At 60.1% G+C, this 17,763-nt stretch carries 16 protein-coding genes and 1 riboswitch; of the genes, 8 read left to right on the top strand and 8 right to left on the bottom strand.

Annotated features, from left to right (window positions below):
* Positions 1-28: 28 nt before the first annotated feature.
* On the top strand, positions 29-754 hold the full coding sequence (gene phbB / locus FHT86_RS25810) for an acetoacetyl-CoA reductase (RefSeq protein ID WP_133708818.1): 726 nt from the start codon (positions 29-31) through the stop codon (positions 752-754).
* A gap of 42 nt (positions 755-796) precedes the next feature.
* On the opposite strand, the gene FHT86_RS25805 is transcribed toward phbB, so the two are convergent.
* From FHT86_RS25805 to FHT86_RS25795, 3 genes are all read right to left on the bottom strand, one after another.
* Positions 797-970 (bottom strand): hypothetical protein, encoded by a 174-nt coding sequence (locus tag FHT86_RS25805; protein ID WP_166656868.1) that lies wholly within the window; start codon positions 968-970, stop codon positions 797-799.
* Positions 971-1,144: 174 nt separating this feature from the next.
* Entirely contained in the window at positions 1,145-1,399 is a 255-nt protein-coding gene (locus FHT86_RS25800) for a YMGG-like glycine zipper-containing protein (RefSeq protein ID WP_133708819.1), read from the bottom strand.
* A 45-nt stretch (positions 1,400-1,444) separates the two neighbouring features.
* Positions 1,445-1,600 (bottom strand): DUF3309 family protein, encoded by a 156-nt coding sequence (locus FHT86_RS25795; protein WP_104824822.1) that lies wholly within the window; start codon positions 1,598-1,600, stop codon positions 1,445-1,447.
* A 1,283-nt stretch (positions 1,601-2,883) separates the two neighbouring features.
* On the opposite strand from FHT86_RS25795, the gene FHT86_RS25790 reads away from it, so the two are divergent.
* From FHT86_RS25790 to FHT86_RS25770, 5 genes are all read left to right on the top strand, one after another.
* A complete protein-coding gene (locus FHT86_RS25790; protein WP_133708820.1) occupies positions 2,884-6,087 on the top strand; it encodes a helicase-related protein in 3,204 nt (1,067 codons plus the stop codon).
* Between the two features lie 3 nt (positions 6,088-6,090).
* Entirely contained in the window at positions 6,091-6,495 is a 405-nt protein-coding gene (locus tag FHT86_RS25785; protein WP_133708821.1) for an RNA-binding S4 domain-containing protein, read from the top strand.
* 208 nt (positions 6,496-6,703) lie between these two features.
* Positions 6,704-7,042: a ferredoxin FdxA gene (gene fdxA, locus FHT86_RS25780; protein WP_133708822.1), complete on the top strand. Its 339-nt coding sequence runs from the start codon at positions 6,704-6,706 to the stop codon at positions 7,040-7,042.
* Positions 7,043-7,441: 399 nt separating this feature from the next.
* On the top strand, positions 7,442-8,014 hold the full coding sequence (locus tag FHT86_RS25775) for a CarD family transcriptional regulator (protein WP_133708823.1): 573 nt from the start codon (positions 7,442-7,444) through the stop codon (positions 8,012-8,014).
* Positions 8,015-8,420: 406 nt separating this feature from the next.
* Positions 8,421-9,284 (top strand): RNA polymerase factor sigma-32, encoded by an 864-nt coding sequence (locus FHT86_RS25770; protein WP_133708824.1) that lies wholly within the window; start codon positions 8,421-8,423, stop codon positions 9,282-9,284.
* A gap of 44 nt (positions 9,285-9,328) precedes the next feature.
* Here the strand turns inward: FHT86_RS25770 and FHT86_RS25765 are convergent, their stop codons facing one another.
* From FHT86_RS25765 to FHT86_RS25745, 5 genes are all read right to left on the bottom strand, one after another.
* Positions 9,329-10,756, bottom strand: coding sequence for a M48 family metalloprotease (locus FHT86_RS25765; RefSeq protein WP_133709266.1), 1,428 nt, complete (start codon positions 10,754-10,756; stop codon positions 9,329-9,331).
* A 375-nt stretch (positions 10,757-11,131) separates the two neighbouring features.
* Positions 11,132-11,860, bottom strand: coding sequence for an ATP-binding cassette domain-containing protein (locus tag FHT86_RS25760; RefSeq protein ID WP_133708825.1), 729 nt, complete (start codon positions 11,858-11,860; stop codon positions 11,132-11,134).
* The gene (gene thiP, locus FHT86_RS25755; protein WP_133708826.1) at positions 11,853-13,493 is read right to left on the bottom strand and encodes a thiamine/thiamine pyrophosphate ABC transporter permease ThiP; all 1,641 of its coding nucleotides are present in this window, start codon (positions 13,491-13,493) and stop codon (positions 11,853-11,855) included. The genes FHT86_RS25760 and thiP overlap by 8 nt, the downstream gene beginning before the upstream one ends.
* Positions 13,494-13,500: 7 nt before the next feature.
* Complete coding sequence (thiB, locus tag FHT86_RS25750) at positions 13,501-14,529, bottom strand: thiamine ABC transporter substrate binding subunit (RefSeq protein WP_133708827.1); 1,029 nt, start codon at positions 14,527-14,529, stop codon at positions 13,501-13,503.
* Between the two features lie 50 nt (positions 14,530-14,579).
* Positions 14,580-14,696: riboswitch (TPP riboswitch) on the bottom strand.
* A gap of 70 nt (positions 14,697-14,766) precedes the next feature.
* On the bottom strand, positions 14,767-16,302 hold the full coding sequence (locus FHT86_RS25745) for an MDR family MFS transporter (protein WP_133708828.1): 1,536 nt from the start codon (positions 16,300-16,302) through the stop codon (positions 14,767-14,769).
* Positions 16,303-16,516: 214 nt separating this feature from the next.
* Between FHT86_RS25745 and FHT86_RS25740 the strand changes: the two genes are divergently transcribed.
* Positions 16,517-17,044, top strand: coding sequence for a MarR family winged helix-turn-helix transcriptional regulator (locus tag FHT86_RS25740; RefSeq protein ID WP_133708829.1), 528 nt, complete (start codon positions 16,517-16,519; stop codon positions 17,042-17,044).
* Positions 17,045-17,109: 65 nt separating this feature from the next.
* Positions 17,110-17,763: a thiamine diphosphokinase gene (locus FHT86_RS25735; RefSeq protein ID WP_133708830.1), complete on the top strand. Its 654-nt coding sequence runs from the start codon at positions 17,110-17,112 to the stop codon at positions 17,761-17,763.

Below are 17,763 nucleotides of genomic sequence, written 5' to 3'. Positions count from 1 at the left end.
CTTTGGCGGCAACAGAGGGGAATAGAACATGAGCAGAGTGGCGTTGGTGACAGGGGGTACGCGCGGCATCGGGGCGGCCATTTCGATGGCTTTGCGCAATGCGGGGCACCGGGTTGCGGCAACCTATGCCGGCAACGAGGAGAAGGCGCGGGCGTTCCATGAAGTGACGGGTATTTCCGTCCATAAGTGGGACGTGTCCGACTATGAAGCCTGTGGCAAGGGAATCGCCAAGGTTCAGGACGAGCTTGGTCCGGTCGAGATCCTCGTCAACAATGCCGGGATCACCCGAGATGCCATGTTCCACAAAATGACGCCGCAGCAGTGGCACGAGGTGCTCAGCACCAACCTCACCGGTCTGTTCAACATGACACATCATGTCTGGCAGGGCATGCGTGACCGTAGCTTCGGCCGCGTCATCAATATCTCTTCGATCAACGGCCAGAAGGGCCAGATGGGTCAGGCGAATTATTCCGCGGCCAAAGCCGGTGACCTCGGCTTCACCAAGGCGCTTGCCCAGGAAGGTGCTGCCAAGAATATCACCGTCAATGCCATCTGCCCCGGTTACATCGGCACGGAAATGGTGCTGGCGGTGCCGGAGAAGGTCTTGAAGGAGCGTATCATCCCGCAGATTCCCGTCGGCCGTCTCGGCGACCCCGAAGAGATCGCCCGTATCGTCGTCTTCCTCGTCGACGATGACGCCGGATTCATCACGGGATCGACGATCAGTGCTAATGGCGGTCAATTCGTCGTTTGAGATGGCAGGATGTGCGCCCGATGATTGCCGGGACGCCGGCAATCATCGCCAGCTTGATTTCACCGGTCGCCGTTGCCGCGGTTTGAATTCCAAAACGACAGCCTTGAAGGCCATGCGTCGCATTTCCTTTTCCCGCATCCCTGCGGCATAGCCCAGCGCGATAAACGTGGTGCCGACAAGAGCCAGCGCTGCGGTGCTTGCGATGATCTCGGCCATGATTCCGTTCCTTTCCAAAAACGTTGACCCGATCCCCGCGAGACCGGCGAGGGCATTCGTCTCAAGAAAAATATCGGCCCGATGTTTTGAAGCGAAAGATTTGTCTTTTAAGACCGATCGTCAACGGAGTGTTGACGATCGGGCGAAGGAGACCGGTCTTTGCGCGTAACCACCTTAGCGGCAGCGAGCCTCATAGCGGCGGCCGTTGCGGTCGCGGTAGATGCAATAGCCCGGGCGCTCATGAGACCGGCCGATGAGATATCCGACGGCACCGCCGGCGACGGCGCCGATTGCGGCACCGCCCCAGCTATTGCTGGCGACGCCGCCTATGATCGCGCCGGTGCCGGCACCGATGGCCGTTCCCCTTTCAGTTGCCGTGCATGAGGCAAGCGCGCCGACAAGAGCGATCGCGACGATGGTTTTCTTCATGGTATTGCTCCCTGGTGTGCGAGATCTTCAACAATATCAACCGGATCAGATCCGGCCCATTAGCAGCAGAATGAGAACGATGACAAGAACGAGTCCAAGACCACCCGATGGACCGTAACCCCAACCCCGACTGTAACCCCAGTTCGGAAGTGCACCAATTAGTAGCAGAATTAAAATTACGAGCAATATCGTACCAAGCATGGCGTCTCTCCTCCGCGTCCAGCGCCTAGAGCATCCCGCCGGAGTGAGCTCACGCAAGCGGATAAGATGCGCTAGATTCAAGTGCTGGTGCGCCCTTCACCGAATGAGCGGCGCACCAGTGTCGCTGTCGATAGAAACTTGTTTCGCGGGAAATTGTTCCGGCTCAGAAATAACATGGCATGGATATGAGCCGGATGCCGGGGCAAGAATGTTAACGGACACGTACCATACGCTACGAAAGAACATCCGGTAATCACTCTCGCGTATGGTTAAAAATTGCTTTAAATACAATATGTTGCGGTGAACGAAACGAGAAAATGGATTTGTCCGTGATTCGTCAGCGATTCGTTCTGCATTTGGGCTTTGGTTAACGTCAGGGTGATTGGCTCAATGAGAGAACTACCTCTTTTGGAGAGGTAGGTTTAGACCCTTTCGCCGGAAAGTGGTATGTCGCCAATGGAAATGGTTAATACCGAGGATTTCCGGCGGCATTCAAACTATCTCGTCATTCTCCATCTGGATGAGGATCCCTATCCGAACGCTATATATAGCCATGAACAAATGGAGTACACGGCAGAATCAGCGATTCGTCGCCGATTCGTTCCGGCTTTGGTCGATATGTTAACAGATGCAATTACTGCGCGAATTTGCGGAATTGTCATATTTCGTTCCACTTAAAAGTTAATCACAATCCACGATTCGGAGGGATTCTGTGCTTCAACCATCCAGAGTCCTGTGCGTTTCCTTCGGAAACACGCTAGATGTTGTGGAGAACAAATGCAGAATTGGCGGAAGTCAGCGATTCGTCGCCGATTCGTTCCGGCTTTGGCCCAAATCTTAATTCGGAGCTTTTCACGGCTTGCTTCCTGGGAAATTTGGCTGATTTACAAATGGTTAACTATATTATCGAACGGGAATCTCATTCAGCCGGATTCGTCCCTTCACTCCTGATTCACGTGAAATGAGGGTCCAAAGGCGATTCAGCATCTGGTGGGATTTTGCGAATCAAAATCCATATGTAGTAGTGAACAGAAAGAGAACCGCAAGGAGTCAGCGATTCGTCGCCGATTCGTTCTCAAGCTGTTCCGGACTCGCCGGGACTCGCTTGGGATGTGGGGATAATGTAGCCTTTGGTTGAGCTCGCCAATTATGAAATCGCATATTGCGGCCGTTGTTTTTTCATTCAGGTCTTGCCTTTGTCACATATGGTCGTCATCTCTTCTTCTCTTCCCTGGGGAGCTTGCCGATCGTAAGACGGCGGTTTCTTGCCCATGCATGGACCTATGACTCAGACCTCGCAGCCAATGATCCTGAGCGGACGCGGAGTGACCGCGGTGCTCGGACCGACCAATACCGGCAAAACCCATTATGCTATCGAGCGCATGGTGGCGCACGGCAACGGCGTCATCGGCCTGCCGCTGCGGCTGCTGGCGCGCGAGGTTTATACCCGTGTCGTCGAAAAGGTCGGGGCGCAGAATGTCGCGCTGGTCACCGGCGAAGAGAAGATTTCACCGCCGAATGCGCGTTATTCCGTCTGCACCGTCGAAGCCATGCCGCGCGAAACGCGCGCCTCGTTTGTTGCCATCGATGAAGTACAGCTCGCCGGCGATCTGGAGCGCGGCCATATCTTCACCGACCGTATTCTGCATTTACGCGGGCGCGACGAGACGCTGCTGCTTGGCGCTGGCACGATGCGGCCGATTCTTGAGCAGTTGTTGCCGGGGATCACCGTCGTCGAGCGGCCCCGCCTGTCACATCTCTTCTATGCGGGACAGAAGAAGATAACCCGCCTGCCGCAGCGCACGGCGATCGTCGCCTTCTCTGCCGACGAAGTCTATGCCATCGCCGAACTCATCCGTCGCCAACGCGGCGGAGCGGCCGTTGTCCTCGGTGCGCTCAGCCCGCGCACCCGCAATGCCCAGGTCGCTCTCTATCAGGCTGGCGATGTCGAATATCTGGTCGCGACCGACGCGATCGGTATGGGGCTCAATCTCGATGTCGACCATGTGGCCTTCGCGCAGGATCGCAAGTTCGACGGCTATCAGTTCCGCAATCTCAATCCGGGCGAACTCGGCCAGATCGCTGGCCGCGCCGGCCGTCATCTGAAGGACGGCACTTTTGGTGTGACCGGCCAGGTCGATCCCTTCGACGATGAGTTGGTACGGCGCATCGAAGGTCATGAGTTCGATACGGTCAAAGTGCTACAATGGCGCACCAAGGAATTCGATTTCTCTTCGATCGCTTCGCTTCGCGCGAGCCTTGAGAGTGCGCCGCGTGTACAAGGCTTGACGCGCGCGTTACCGGCGGTCGATCAGCAGGCGCTGGAATATCTGTCGCGCGATCTGGAGATTTCCGATCTCGCAAGCAACCCGGCGCGGGTCGAAAAATTATGGGAAGCCTGCGCGCTTCCGGATTATCGGCGGATTACACCCGCCCAGCATGCCGATCTTATCGCCACCCTCTTTTCCGACCTCGTGCGCTATGGCACGGTAAAAGAAGACTTCCTTGCCGAACAGGTGCATCGTGCCGATCGGACAGATGGCGAGATCGACACGCTTTCGGCGCGAATCGCGCAGATAAGGACTTGGACCTATGTGTCGAACCGGCCCGGTTGGCTTGCCGATCCGACACACTGGCAAGAAAAGACGCGGGAAATCGAAGATCGATTGTCCGATGCGTTACATGAAAGGTTGACGAAACGCTTTGTTGATCGCAGGACATCTGTGCTCATGAAGCGCCTGAGAGAGAATGCGATGCTGGAAGCTGAAATCAGTGTGAATGGGGATGTCTTCGTTGAAGGACATCATGTGGGACAGTTAACCGGGTTCCGGTTCACGCCTATCGCGGGAACCGAGGGGCCGGACGCCAAGGCTGTCCAGACGGCCTCGCAGAAGGCGCTCGCGCTGGAGTTCGAGGCGCGTGCCGCCCGTATCCACGCGGCCGGCAACAGCGATCTGGCGATCAGTGCGGACGGCCTCGTCCGTTGGCTCGGCGATCCCGTGGCGCGGCTGTCGGGCAGCGATCACGTCATGCGTCCGCGCGTCATCTTGCTTGCCGACGAGCAGCTGACGGGCAACGCGCGCGACCATGTCGCCGCGCGCATAGAGCGCTTCGTCAACCATCATATCAGTACGGTCCTGAAGCCGCTCGACGACCTGTCGCGCGCCGAAGACCTGCAGGGCCTCGCCAAGGGGCTGGCCTTCCAGCTCGTCGAAAATCTCGGCGTGCTCTTCCGCCGCGACGTCACCGAAGAGGTGAAGTCGCTGGATCAGGACGCGCGCGCCTCGATGCGCCGCTATGGCGTTCGCTTCGGCGCCTACCATATTTTCGTGCCTGCCCTGTTGAAGCCGGCTCCGGCTGAGCTCATCACCTTGCTTTGGGCGCTGAAGAACGACGGCCTCGACAAGCCGGGCTATGGCGACCTGATCCCGGTTCTGGCCGCCGGCCGCACCTCCGTCGTCACCGATCCGAGCTACGAGCGCATGTTCTACAAGCTCGCGGGCTTCCGTTTCCTGGGCAAGCGTGCGGTGCGCATCGACATTCTCGAGCGGTTGGCGGATATCATCCGTCCGCTGCTGCAGTGGAAGCCCGGTCAGGCGTCGCGTCCGGAAGGCGCCTATGACGGCCGCCGCTTTACGACGACGACGGCGATGCTCTCCATCCTCGGCGCAACGCTGGAAGATATGGAAGAGATCCTGAAGGGTCTCGGCTACCGCGCTGACGCCGTCAAAGCGGAAGACGCATCGACCTTCCTCGCGCAGCAGGACACCACCTCGGTGCCCACTCCGGCACCGCAGGCTGCGGAAGCTGCCGCCGATAGGGCCGATCACGATGATGCCGATGGCCACAGCGATGAGCCGGCTACGGAAAGTGAAACCGTCGCACAGGACGCAGTTCCCGCGGCGGACGCTCCGGCTGAGCCGGTTGCTGTCGTCACTGCCGCAGAGCCTGCGGAGACCGCTGCCGCGGCAACTGAACTACAGGGTGCCGATATCGTCGTCGCCGAGCCGGTCGAGCCGAAGCCGGTTCTGCTTTGGCGTCTTGGCGGACGCGGCGACAACCAGCAGCGCCAGGGCGGACGCGGTCATGGCGATCATCGTCGCGGCCAGCAGGGTCAGGGCGAGGGACGTGGTCATCAGGGCAATCGCCGCAACAGCGGCGGTGAGCAGCAGGCAAGCGGCGACGGCAATCGCGAAGGCCGCGATAATCGCGATGGGCGCGAAGCCCGCGGTGACAACAGAGGGCCGCGCGGTAACCGCGACGGTGGCCGTCCGCAACATCAGGGCAACCGATCGGAACGCAACGACCGTCAGGATCGCGGCGATCGGAAAGAGCGCAACGATCGCAATGACCGGAACGACCGCAACAATCGCGGGGCATCGCAGCCGCTGCGCTTCGAAGCCAAGCCGCCGCGCAAGGAAAAGCCGATCGATCCGGATTCTCCTTTCGCAAAGCTCGCAGCGCTCAAGGAGCAAATGAAGAAATAGGCCATGACGGACGAAAAGCAGCCATCTTCCGGTTCGCGCCAGCGCATCGACAAGTGGCTGTTCTTTGCCCGTATGGTAAAATCCCGTTCGCTGGCGCAAGTCTATATCCAGAAGGGCAGCGTGCGGGTGAATGGCGAGCGGGTCGTTCAGCCGAGTTTTGGTGTCAAGGCGGGTGACCGGATCGAGTTTTCGCTGGAGCGGCGGGACGTCATCCTGATCGTGCGGTTGCCGGGCGATCGGAGAGGTCCTTTCGAAGAAGCGAAGCTGCTTTACGAAGACCTGACGCCGCCGGCGGGTGAGACAAAACGTCTCACGCCGTTCGAGCAGGCTATCCGTGCGCCGGGCAGCGGGCGACCGACAAAACGCGAACGGCGTGCGATCGATCGGCTGACGTCCGAGGACGATTAGAAAACTCTGTCGGGTCTCCATGACTTTCGGGATTGTTTATCCTTGAAATTGGCCGACAAAGTCGATACCTCACGGTCAACCCGCTGGTAACCAGCCGGTCGGCATGCATGCGCATAGCGCATCAGCTTGTCCGCCGGCTTCCGAGGGAAAAGCGCGACGTTCCAGGTTGCGCATCCACGGAAAACGAGAGACATCCCTGGAGTGCTTCATGACATATGTCGTGACCGACAATTGCGTTCGCTGCAAATACACAGATTGCGTGGAAGTCTGCCCCGTCGACTGCTTCTACGAGGGCGAGAACTTTCTCGTCATCCATCCCGATGAATGCATCGATTGCGGGGTTTGCGAGCCGGAATGTCCTGCCGAGGCGATCAAGCCCGATACGGAGCCAGGTCTCGACAAGTGGCTGAAAATCAACGCAGATTATGCATCGATCTGGCCGAACATCACGGTCAAGCGCGAGCCGTTGCCGGAGGCCAAGGAAATGGACGGCGAACAGGGGAAGTTCGAGAAGTATTTCTCGGCAAATCCCGGTTCCGGCGACTGATCGAAGGTCGTGACAGGCCGCCGATAAAGGTGTACTCGATAACGCGCGAAGACGAATCAATGCCGTTGGCTGCACTAGCGGTCAATGTGCCGGCTTTGGTGTGCGTAAAGCAAATTATTGATTTCCTCAGATTTTTGTGATAGCTTCCTCACACTGATCCACTGCGGCATTTCGCATGCCCCAAACCATCACGAAAGTAAATAAGCAATCCGTACGCGGTTTCCTTGACATATCAACGTTTTGAGTTGTCGGGTCTGGGATCGCGATGAACGGGTTTCTTTTTGCATGCGTCTGGCTGGAACAGGATGAAGTCACCCCGACGGTGCTTCCGTCTCATCCGGGCCTGACTGACCCGGCCCCGGCTCACTCCGGGTGCGTAACAGGGAGTTTTTGAAAAGAATGACGATCCAGCAGAAAAAACCTTCAGCAGCACGCCATGGCTTCAAGACTGGTGAATCGATCGTATACCCCGCTCACGGTGTGGGTACGATCACCGCGATTGAAGAGCAAGAAGTCGCAGGCATGAAGCTTGAGCTTTTTGTAATCGACTTCGAAAAAGACAAGATGCGTCTGAAGGTGCCCGTGGCCAAGGCCATGAGCATTGGAATGCGTAAGCTTTCCGAAACGGATTTCGTCGATCGGGCGCTTAAGGTCGTTCAGGGCAAGGCCCGCGTCAAGCGTACCATGTGGTCGCGCCGTGCGCAGGAATATGATGCCAAGATCAATTCCGGCGATCTGATCTCCATTGCCGAGGTGGTTCGCGATCTCTATCGCGCCGAAAACCAGCCGGAGCAGTCCTATTCCGAACGTCAGCTCTATGAAGCTGCGCTCGATCGCATGGCGCGCGAAATCGCGGCCGTCAACAAGATGTCCGAGACCGAGGCTGTTCGCGTCGTCGAGATCAATCTGAACAAGGGCCCCAAGCGCGGCAAGGTCGTCGAAGAAGACGATTCCCAGGACGAAGCCGCATAAGGCCAAAAGGCAAATATCAGGTCAAAAAAACCCGGCCATTGCGCCGGGTTTTTTCTTTGGAACCTTTTCCCGTCTGCTGCGTTTATGCCTCGTATTCGCGGCCGGTGTGAGTTTTCTCCTGATGTGAGTTTCTCGACCAGCCGTTTCCCATAACGTTCAAGAGGACCGGACCCCATGCGTTTTGATTGGAAATTTCCCGGCGATCTGAAGCCATTTCGTTCGCTAGGTCATTTCGGTGAAGCCGAATTAGACCCGTAACCGACCGTCCGGACATCCGGACAGGTCTCCAATTGCATTCCAATCATAGATTTTCATCCGCGCAGCAATGTCCGGGAACGATGTTTGCTGCCTTTTCCGTTGACCGCGCACAGAGACGATTTTGGGGTAGGATTTAGGGGATATGCATATGAAGAATATGTCTGCAGATCGGCGTATGATTAAGATTGCGATGGCCGCCCCCTATCTCGGCCGCGACGAAGAGCACGATCTCGCCATCCGCTGGAAGGATCACGACGACCGCGGCGCTCGCAACAAGATCGCTACAGCCCACATGCGCCTCGTTATTTCGATGGCGGGCAAGTTCCGCAATTTCGGCTTGCCGATGAGTGATCTGGTACAGGAAGGTTATGTAGGGCTCCTGGAGGCGGCGGCAAGGTTCGAACCGGAACGGGAGGTGCGATTCTCGACTTATGCGAGCTGGTGGATCCGCGCCTCGATCCAAGATTATATCCTGCGCAACTGGTCGATCGTGCGCGGTGGCACCAGTTCGGCGCAGAAGGCGCTGTTCTTCAATCTCCGCCGCCTGCGCGCCAAACTCGCAAGGGGTAACACCGGCGTAACCGTGCAGTCCATCCATGAGGAAATCGCCGTCGCCCTCGGTGTCAGTCTTGCCGATGTGCAAACCATGGATGCGCGCCTTTCCAGCAACGACGCGTCCTTGCAGGCGCCGTCGATCTCCGGTGATGCCGAAAGCGCCGAGCGCATGGATTTCTTGATCAGCGACGAGCCTCTGCCGGACGAACAGGTCTCCAACATGATCGACGGCGAGCGCCGCCGCATCTGGCTGGCCTCCGCATTGAAGCACCTGAACGAGCGTGAAATGAAAATCATCCGCGCGCGCCGCCTGGTGGAGGACGGTGCGACGCTCGAGGAGCTGGGTGCCGACCTCGGCATTTCAAAGGAACGCGTACGCCAGATCGAAAGCCGCGCCATGGAGAAGCTCCGCAGCGCCCTGGTCGACGCTGATCCGCGCATGGCAAGTTATGCCTGAAGTGGACAATCCCTTCTCCCCATGGGGAGAAGGCAACAAATCGTCTATTCCGAAATAATCTTGACCTTGTCGCCGGGCGCAACCGTTGCACCCGTTGGCAGGGCGTTGATCAGTTTGAACAGATCGAGCTTGCGGTCGGTACCCATCATGCGCGCAGCGAGCGTGGTGATGTTATCGCCCGCCTTGACGGTGACGACGCGTACGCGCAGCGGCTTCAGCGATGAGGCTTCCTCCGGCGTCATGTGCCGGAAGCTTGAGCGCAGCACATCGGCGGTCTGCTCCAGCGCGGTGATATTGCCTTTCGGTACGGCCGTCAGGAAGCGGAAGATTTGGGAGCGGTCGCGGATGACGGTGACGTCGAAATCCCAACGATCGGCCGAGGCACGCGCAGTTGCCGCATCCATGCCATTGACGGTGATCGACTTGATAGTCGATGGATCGAGGCCCGTGACCCAGCCGCTGGAAATATAATTCGTCAAGTTCTGGTTCTGGGTGTCGGCAACGCCGTCGAAGCGGACGGCGATGTCGCCGGGGCCGGTCGCCATGACCGCCTCAACCTTGTTGTCGATGTGGAAATCGGGCGGCACATCGAAGCGGATGCCGAGGCCACCGTGCAGGAAGGTCTGGCCACGAACATAGCCTTCCTCCGGGCTGTCGCCATAAAGCAGGCCGTCGATGCCGTTGAGGTAATAGTCGCGGCCGGTATCGCCGACCTTGCCCTCCTCGCCGAATTCGCGGGCATGCGCCTTGGCAAGATCGATGCGCTGTGGCGTGCTCGGATGGCTCGATAGGAAGTCGAGGCTCTGGTCGGCGTCGGAATTGGCCGTCATGAAGTGACTGTAGTCTTCCATCGCGTTGAGGAAGCGGGCGGCGGCATAGGGGTCGTAGCCGGCCTGACCGAGCGTGCGGATGCCGATCTCGTCGGCCTGCAGTTCCTGCTGGCGGGAGAAGGCGGCAAGGCGCAGTTTGCCGCGGGCGAGCGCCTGCTTGCCGGCAAGATCGCTCGACAAGACTTCGGCCACAACGCGGCTGGCGATGACCTCCGCCTCTTCGCGCTTCTGGCGCTCGATACCGTGATTGGCTGTGACGTGGGCCATCTCGTGCGACAGCACGGCGGCAACCTCCGAGGCATCGTTGGCAAGCGCCAACAGACCGCGGGTAACGTAGAGATAGCCGCCGGGCAGCGCGAAGGCGTTGATCGACGGCGAATTCAGAATGGTAATGCGATAGGATTGCTGTGGATTTTCCGAGACGCTGGTCAGCGCGCCGGCGATGCGGGCCACCAGCCGCTCGGTCCTGGCGTCCTTATATTCGCCGCCATAGCTCGCAAGGATGCGTGGATGCTCGCGGGCGCCCATCTGCGCGCGCGGATCGTTCTTTTGCACTTCGGAAACGATCTGCGGATTGGCGGAGGGCGAAACATTCGCATGATAGGATTGATCCAGCACCGACTGACAGCCGTTAAGCACCATCGCGGCAATGAGGACGGGGGCGAAGCGGCGCGTGTGCGTCGCGACAGTCGCGCTGATCCTTCGTGCTGCGTGCTTGTTCTGCTTCAGTGCTTGTGTCCCGTTCATTTCGCTGCCATGCCGGCCGGACGCCGAACCCGGTTGATCATGACAAGGCCGATCATTGCCGCGCTTCGTCAAAGGTTGCATCCACCCGATCAAGCCTGAGCTCACCCGGATGGTCTCCGCCCCCTGCTGTAGCCGATTTCGGCAGCCGTTGCATAGCGAGACTCCGTTTAATTGTCGCGGCGTTGTATTTTAGCAAGCATATGCCAGGACTTTCAGCCGCCCGCCGCGACGAAATTAAGGCAAAAACGGCAGCAAGATGCTGCGGCGCACTCAATGTTGTAGAAATGTGGCCAGCGCCGGAATGCCGTCCTGCTTCAGGAAGCGTTCAATAGGGGCCGAAAGCCGGATTGTTCCGCCGTCGATGAAGACGGCATGGTCGGCAAGGCGTCGGACTTCGGCCGGATCGTGCGAGACGATCAGCACTGTATTGCCGGTCTCGCGGTGAAGCGTGATCAACAGCTCCGCCATGCCGGAGCGCAAGCCGGGATCAAGTGCGGCGAAGGGCTCGTCGAGCAAGAGGATCGGCTTGTCGCGCACCAGCGCCCGGGCGAAGGCGGCACGTTGCCGCTCGCCGCCGGAGAGGGTGCCCGGTTTGCGTCTGTCGAAACCGGTAAGCCCGACGCGCGCCAAGGCCTCCGAAATCCTTTGTCGGTCGTCCGCCGAGAGCTTAAGCGACGGGCTGATGCCCAATCCGACATTGGTGAAGAGATCGAGATGGGCAAACAGGTTGTTATCCTGGAAAACCAGCGATACCGGCCGCTCGGAGGGATGCAGCCCGGTGACGTCCTGTCCTGCAAGCATGATGCGGCCACGGTCCGGCGTCTCGAAGCCGGCGAGCAGATTGAGGTAGGTGGATTTTCCCGATCCGGACGGGCCGGTGATGGCGATGATTTTGCCCTGCGGCAGGTCGCAGTCGAAGCTGAAATCATGCGTGCCGAGCCGCAATTCGACACCGGTCATCGCGATGCCAGGTTCGGCCATGGCCTGATGATCAGTCATTGCGCCTGCCTTCGTCCTCATGTCCGCCTTGACCGGCTGTACCGGCGATGGTCAGCAGAAGACATACCAGCCCCAGGATGAATGCAAGCCCGTCCGCGTCATTGGTGCGGTAGCTGCCGAGCTTGCCGTAGAGCAGCCAGGGCAGCGTCATCAGGCTGTCGGAGCCGAAGAGGGCGACGGCGCCGAGATCGCCGAGCGAGAGTGCCATGGCGAAGGACAGAGCGGTGAAGAATGGCTTACGCAGACCGGGCCAGTCAATCAACTGCAGTCGCGACAACCCTTGAAGGCCGAGACTCGCCGCCAGACGTTCGGTGCGGCGGCGATGGACGGCATAGGCCGGCTCGATGACGCGGATGACGAAGGGCAGTGCCATCAGGGCATTGATGGCGACGATCAGAAGGGCGGCGAAGCGGGTGGGGTCGCCGAACAGCCTGAGCGCCAGGAACCATCCGGTCGCCAGTACGACCGGCGGTACCAGCAGGACCAGAGAGGACGTGCCGCTCAAGGCGATCGCCAGGCCGCGCAGGCCTGGAATTTTTCGGCGTTCGGCCGATATGACGGAGCGGGCGCGAACAATGGCGAAGGAGGCCAAGATCGCCAAAACGCCGGCGGCAAGGGCGATCAAGAGGCTGGTCAAGGTCGCCTCCAGGAAGATCGTTTGGCCGACTAGCCTGGGAAGATCAGCCTTGAGGCCGGCGACGACCACCGAGGCGAGCGGCAAGCCGATGAACAAAGTGGCGAGCAGGAGCAATGCGCTATCGGCCAATTTGGCGGCGGGCAACATTCCGTCGATGCGCCGCACGGCGCGGCCCGCCGTCAGCCCATGATCGTCCGGCGCCGGAAGCAAAGCCATCGCGCCGAGAATGGCGGCGGTCACAGCGATTTGCAGGAGGGACAGGGCCACAGCGCGGCCGGGGTCGAAATCGAAGCGCAGTGCCTGGTAGATCGCCACCTCGAGCGTGGTCGCGGCCGGGCCGCCCCCGAGGATCAGCACCAGCGTGAAACTGGTGGCGCAGAGCATGAAGATCAGGCCCGATATGCCTGGGATGAGGCCGCGCAGCACCGGCCATTCAATGAAGCGGAAGACGGAGGCAGGGCGCATGCCGAGCCCGCCGGCCATCAGCCAATATTCCGCCGGCACACGCTCCAGCCCGGCAAGCATCAGACGGGCGGCGAGCGGCAGATTGAAGAAGACGTGCGCCAGCAGGATGCCCGTCAGCCCGTAGATGCTGACCGGCTGCGACAGGCCGAGGCCGGTCAGCGCCTGGTTGAGGATGCCGTGGCGTCCCCAGATGCCGAGCAGGCCGAGCGCGCCGATCAGCACCGGTAGGCCCATCGGAACGGCCATCAGCCGGATCAGCCAGAGCCGACCGGGAAAGCGCTGTTGTCGCGCCAGCGCGCGGGCGACCGGAATTGCGAGGATAACGGAAAGAAGTGTGGAGAGCGTCGCCTGTAGCAGGGTGAAGCGCAGCACACGCAGAAGATAGGGATCCGTGAGCAGATTGCCGCCGGCAGATTCGATACCGGCCGCAAGCAAGGTGACGATGGCAAGGCCGATGAAAAGTGCAATTCCGGCGAGGCTGAGCGCTCCGCCGGCAATGGCATGTCTTCTCTCGGGCGTTGTCAGTATCATCCCGATGTCAATTCGTGCTGGTGGCCGCCAGCCATTCGTCGATCCAGGCCTTGCGGTTCTTCTCGACCACGTCTGGGCTCATCAGGAAGGTCTTGGACGGTACGACTAGCTTGCTGAAGGCATCCGGTAGCGGTTCGGTGGTGGCCGAGACCGGCATCATCCAATTATTGGTCGGGATCGTGTCCTGGAAACCGGGCGAGACCATGAACTTCAAGAAGTCGCGGGCAAGCTCCTTGTTTGCCGACAACTTGATCAGGCCGGCCACTTCGATCTGGATGTAGTGGCCTTCGGAGAAGGCGGCCGCCTGATAACGATCGGTCTTATCCTCGATCATGTGGTAGGCCGGCGACGTCGTATAGGACAGCACCATCGGCGCTTCGCCCTTGGTGAAGAGGTCATAGGCTTCCGACCAACCGGGCGTCACGGTCAGGATTCGACCCTTGAGCTTCGTCCAGGCATCCGTCGCCTTGTCGCCATAGACCGACTTCACCCAGAGCAGGAGGCCGAGGCCCGGGGTTGAGGTGCGCGGGTCCTCGATAACGATCTTCTGCGTCGGATCGCCTTCGACCAGATCTTTCATGCTCTTCGGCGGGTTCTTGATCGCCTGGGTGTCGTAGACGACGGCGAAATGGCCGTAGTCATAGGGGACGAAGACATCGTCCTTGAAGTCGCCGGGAACCTTCAGGCCAGACGTATCGATGCCGCTGGTATCGAACAGGCCGGTGTCCTTGGCCTCGTCGACGAGATTGGTGTCGAGACCGAGAACGACGTCGGCCTTGGTGCCCGCGCCCTCCAGCTTCAGGCGGGAGAGGAGGGCCACGCCGTCGGTGACGCTGACGTAGTTGACCGTGCAGCCGCAGGTCTTCTCGAAGGCGGCCTTGACCTTGGCGCCCGGACCCCAGTCGGCGGTGAAGCTTTCATAGGTGTAGATGGTGAGCGTCTTGTCGGCGGCTTCGGCGCTCTGGGCGGCAAAAAGCGTTGCGTCGGCGGCAAGAGCCAAGCCGGCAAACAGTGATAACAGCTTTCGGTTGGGCATGACAGCGCCTCCTCGTTGGTTTCGTCTTGAACGGGAAAAGGGCGCTATGATTTCGTCACGCGTCTAATCCCTCCGCCGGTGTTAGCCGGATCAGGTTCCGCGGGTTGGCCGGTCAAAGCCTCTCAGCCAAATGTCTGCAAAGACATGAGGCACCCCGTTAGAGCGTTGGCAGGTTTAGTCCTGTGACGAAGGGATGACAAGGGGGATGCTTCCCTTGTCGATTGCAGGCTCCGTGTCTTACTCGGCGGCGTGGGCGGCGGCCGAGCTATCGAGCTTCTTGGCGGCGCTGGGCAGTTGGACATTCTTCAATGTGATCGCCGTCAAGAGGCCGAGGAAGCAGATGGCGGCCGCCGTCATGAACAGTGGGCTGAAGGCGCTCGCATAGGCATTGGCCACGCTTTCGCGCGTGGCGTCCGGCAGGGCAGCCATCATTTTCGGGGTCAGTTCCTCGATGTTGGTGACGCCGGGAATGGAGAGGCCGACATTGCTGAGCTTGGCGGCGATGATGGCGCCGTAGATGGAAATGGCGATCGAGGCGCCGCCCATGCGCGAGAGCGTCACGGCGCCGGTGGCTGCACCGACGTCACGGCTGGCGGCGGCATTCTGCACGCCGATGACCGGGACCTGCTGCGCCAGACCGATGCCAATGCCATGCAGCAGCATCAGGGCACCGATGAAGACGATCGGCGTGCCGGCATGAACTTGCGCCAGCGTGGCGAAAGCGATGGTGCTGCAGGCGGCGCTGGCGATGGCGAAGGGCTTATAGCGGCCTTTGGCCGAGATCAGCCGGCCCGCCGAGAGCGAGCCGCAGACGATGCCGCCGGTCAATAGGATGAACAGCAGGCCGGCCATCGACGGCGACAGGCCCGTCGTCGTCTGCAGGAAGAGCGCGAAATAGTTGACCATGCCGATGGCGACCGCGCCGCTGGTGACCGAGATGATCAGCAGCAGGCCGAAGGTCGGGTTGCGGAACAGCGTCATCGGCACGATCGGCTCTGGCGCGCGGCGTTCGACGAAGACCCAAGCGAATGCACAGAGCACGCCGAAAGCGATGATGCCGAGGCATTCGGGCGAAAGCAGCGAACCGAAGAGCTCGGTGCCGTCGGCGGCGAGAACGATGCTGGTTGTCGTGAGTGCAAGGAGGATCGCGCCTGCATAGTCGATCTTCGGCCGGCGGGCCGGCTTGCGGTAAGGCAGCATGAATGCGAGGCCGGCCAAAACGACGAAGCCGATCGGTACGTTGACGAGGAAGATCGAGCGCCAGCCGAAGAGATCGCTCATCGTGCCACCGAGAACGGGGCCAATGGCGCCGGAGGCCATCAGCACCAGGCTGGAATAGCTCTGATAACGGGCGCGTTCGCGCGGCTCGAAAAGATCGGCGTTGACGGCGAAGATCGACACCAGGATGCCGCCGCCGCCGAGGCCCTGCAACACGCGCGCGGCGATCAGCGTGTTCATCGATACTGCGAGGCCGCAGACCGCCGAGCCAATCGTGAAGATCGCGATTGCAGCCATCATCACGTATTTGCGGCCGAAAAGGTCGCCGAACTTGCCGTAGACCGGCATGGAGGCGGAAAGGGCGAGCAGATAGGCTGAGCCGATCCAGCCGAAGCGTTCCAGGTGCCCAAATTCCCCGACGATGGTTGGCAGCGCCGTCGATACGATCTGGTTGTCGAGTGTTGCCATGAACATGGCGGTCATCAGGAAAAAGAAGAGAATCAGCCGGCGGCGGTGGTCCGCCACGAGTGGCGCGGGCGTGGTTTGCATATCCATGGAACGAGAAATCCGAGCTTGCCCGGAACGCTACGCGTTCGACCGAACGCATGGGAACGCTCCGGTTCCTGAATGCGGAACATCGCGTTTTCGGGCAGGTATTCGAAAGCGAGTGTTCCGGAACAACATATGTGCTATCAGCATATAATTGTCAATGACAAGTGAATGCTGTTTGCATATTTTAATTCTGGTCCGTCTCTGATATGTTGGAATGATGACAACAGCAACAAACACACGAGAAGTTGAAGCCTCGCCGCTGCCCGAAGACGAAAACCTGTTGCGCATCGGGCAGGTGATGACGCGCATGCGCCTGATGACGGGCCGCCGCATGATCGGCCGGCTTGCCATTCAGAATGTCGCGCCGGGCCTGGAGCTTTCGCATCTCGACGTCATCGATGCCGTAAGGCGCGCGGAAGGGTCCGGCGAAGTCACCGTTGGGACGATCGCCGAAATCCTGCGCATCGATCCATCGCGGGCAAGCCGCATCGTCGCCGAGATGGTGAGCCGCGGCGTGCTGCGCCGCAAGGCGTCGCAAGCGGATGCGCGCCGCATCGTCGTCGTGCTGACAGCGCTCGGCCAGAGGTTGCTCGCCGAGATCCAGGCGCAGAAATTCGCCCTGATCGAGAGCATCGTTGCCGATTGGCCGGCCGAGGATATAGAAGCCTTTTCGCGCTTGTTCGACCGTTTTATCGGCGGCTATGAAGATGCTTTTCAGACGCGTCTCAAGGACACCGCCGGCTGAATGCCGGCTTGGCGCCGAACAGCGCTCTTCCCTAGAGACACGTCTTTGCGCTATGGGCTTGGCACATGAGCCAATCCACCACCTTCACCATCCTTCTCGGCGGCGAGCTTCGTCTGACGGACCGGCTGCGTGCTGCCACAGACGGCAGTCGTTTCATCGCGGCGGATGGCGGCATGCGCCATGCCGTGGCGCTCAATGCGACGCCTGAACTCTGGGTCGGCGATTTCGACTCGACGCCGGCGGATCTGCGCGACGCATTCCCGAATGTGCCCAAACAGCCCTATCCGGCGGCAAAGGCGGCGACGGATGGCGAGATTGCCATATCGGAAGCGATCGATCGTGGTGCGAAACGGCTGATCCTTGCCGGCGCTATGGGTGGAGAGCGTTCTGATCATGCGATCCAGCATCTGCTCTATGGCGTTCAGCTCGCCGAAAAAGGTTTTGACGTGCTGCTGACTTCCGGCGACGAAGAGGCCGTGCCGCTGCTGCCGGGTGACTTGGAGCTGGCTTTGCCGGCCGGCTCGCTGTTTTCCATTCTCGGCTTCAGCGATCTGACGGGTCTCTTCATTCACAACGCCCGCTATCCCCTGCGCGATTTTCACCTGCCCTTCGGCGCATCGCGCACCATTTCCAATGTTGCGGAAGGCCCCGTGCGCTTTTCGCTCGGCAGCGGCAGGGCTGTTGTCCTTGCCCGCCCCTATGATCTCAGCGGAGTCTGA

This window comes from Rhizobium sp. BK313, assembly GCF_014193655.1.
Taxonomy (GTDB): domain Bacteria; phylum Pseudomonadota; class Alphaproteobacteria; order Rhizobiales; family Rhizobiaceae; genus Rhizobium.
Note: the sequence above shows the minus strand (reverse complement) of the source record. Positions and strands in the feature narration are given on the sequence as shown.

Coding starts and splice junctions, on each gene's coding strand:
- phbB (WP_133708818.1), top strand. CDS start 29: ATGAGCAGAGTGGCGTTGGTGACAGGGGGTACGCGCGGCATCGGGGCG.
- FHT86_RS25805 (WP_166656868.1), bottom strand. CDS start 970: ATGGCCGAGATCATCGCAAGCACCGCAGCGCTGGCTCTTGTCGGCACC.
- FHT86_RS25800 (WP_133708819.1), bottom strand. CDS start 1,399: ATGAAGAAAACCATCGTCGCGATCGCTCTTGTCGGCGCGCTTGCCTCA.
- FHT86_RS25795 (WP_104824822.1), bottom strand. CDS start 1,600: ATGCTTGGTACGATATTGCTCGTAATTTTAATTCTGCTACTAATTGGT.
- FHT86_RS25790 (WP_133708820.1), top strand. CDS start 2,884: ATGACTCAGACCTCGCAGCCAATGATCCTGAGCGGACGCGGAGTGACC.
- FHT86_RS25785 (WP_133708821.1), top strand. CDS start 6,091: ATGACGGACGAAAAGCAGCCATCTTCCGGTTCGCGCCAGCGCATCGAC.
- fdxA (WP_133708822.1), top strand. CDS start 6,704: ATGACATATGTCGTGACCGACAATTGCGTTCGCTGCAAATACACAGAT.
- FHT86_RS25775 (WP_133708823.1), top strand. CDS start 7,442: ATGACGATCCAGCAGAAAAAACCTTCAGCAGCACGCCATGGCTTCAAG.
- FHT86_RS25770 (WP_133708824.1), top strand. CDS start 8,421: ATGAAGAATATGTCTGCAGATCGGCGTATGATTAAGATTGCGATGGCC.
- FHT86_RS25765 (WP_133709266.1), bottom strand. CDS start 10,756: ATGGTGCTTAACGGCTGTCAGTCGGTGCTGGATCAATCCTATCATGCG.
- FHT86_RS25760 (WP_133708825.1), bottom strand. CDS start 11,860: ATGACTGATCATCAGGCCATGGCCGAACCTGGCATCGCGATGACCGGT.
- thiP (WP_133708826.1), bottom strand. CDS start 13,493: ATGATACTGACAACGCCCGAGAGAAGACATGCCATTGCCGGCGGAGCG.
- thiB (WP_133708827.1), bottom strand. CDS start 14,529: ATGCCCAACCGAAAGCTGTTATCACTGTTTGCCGGCTTGGCTCTTGCC.
- FHT86_RS25745 (WP_133708828.1), bottom strand. CDS start 16,302: ATGGATATGCAAACCACGCCCGCGCCACTCGTGGCGGACCACCGCCGC.
- FHT86_RS25740 (WP_133708829.1), top strand. CDS start 16,517: ATGACAACAGCAACAAACACACGAGAAGTTGAAGCCTCGCCGCTGCCC.
- FHT86_RS25735 (WP_133708830.1), top strand. CDS start 17,110: ATGAGCCAATCCACCACCTTCACCATCCTTCTCGGCGGCGAGCTTCGT.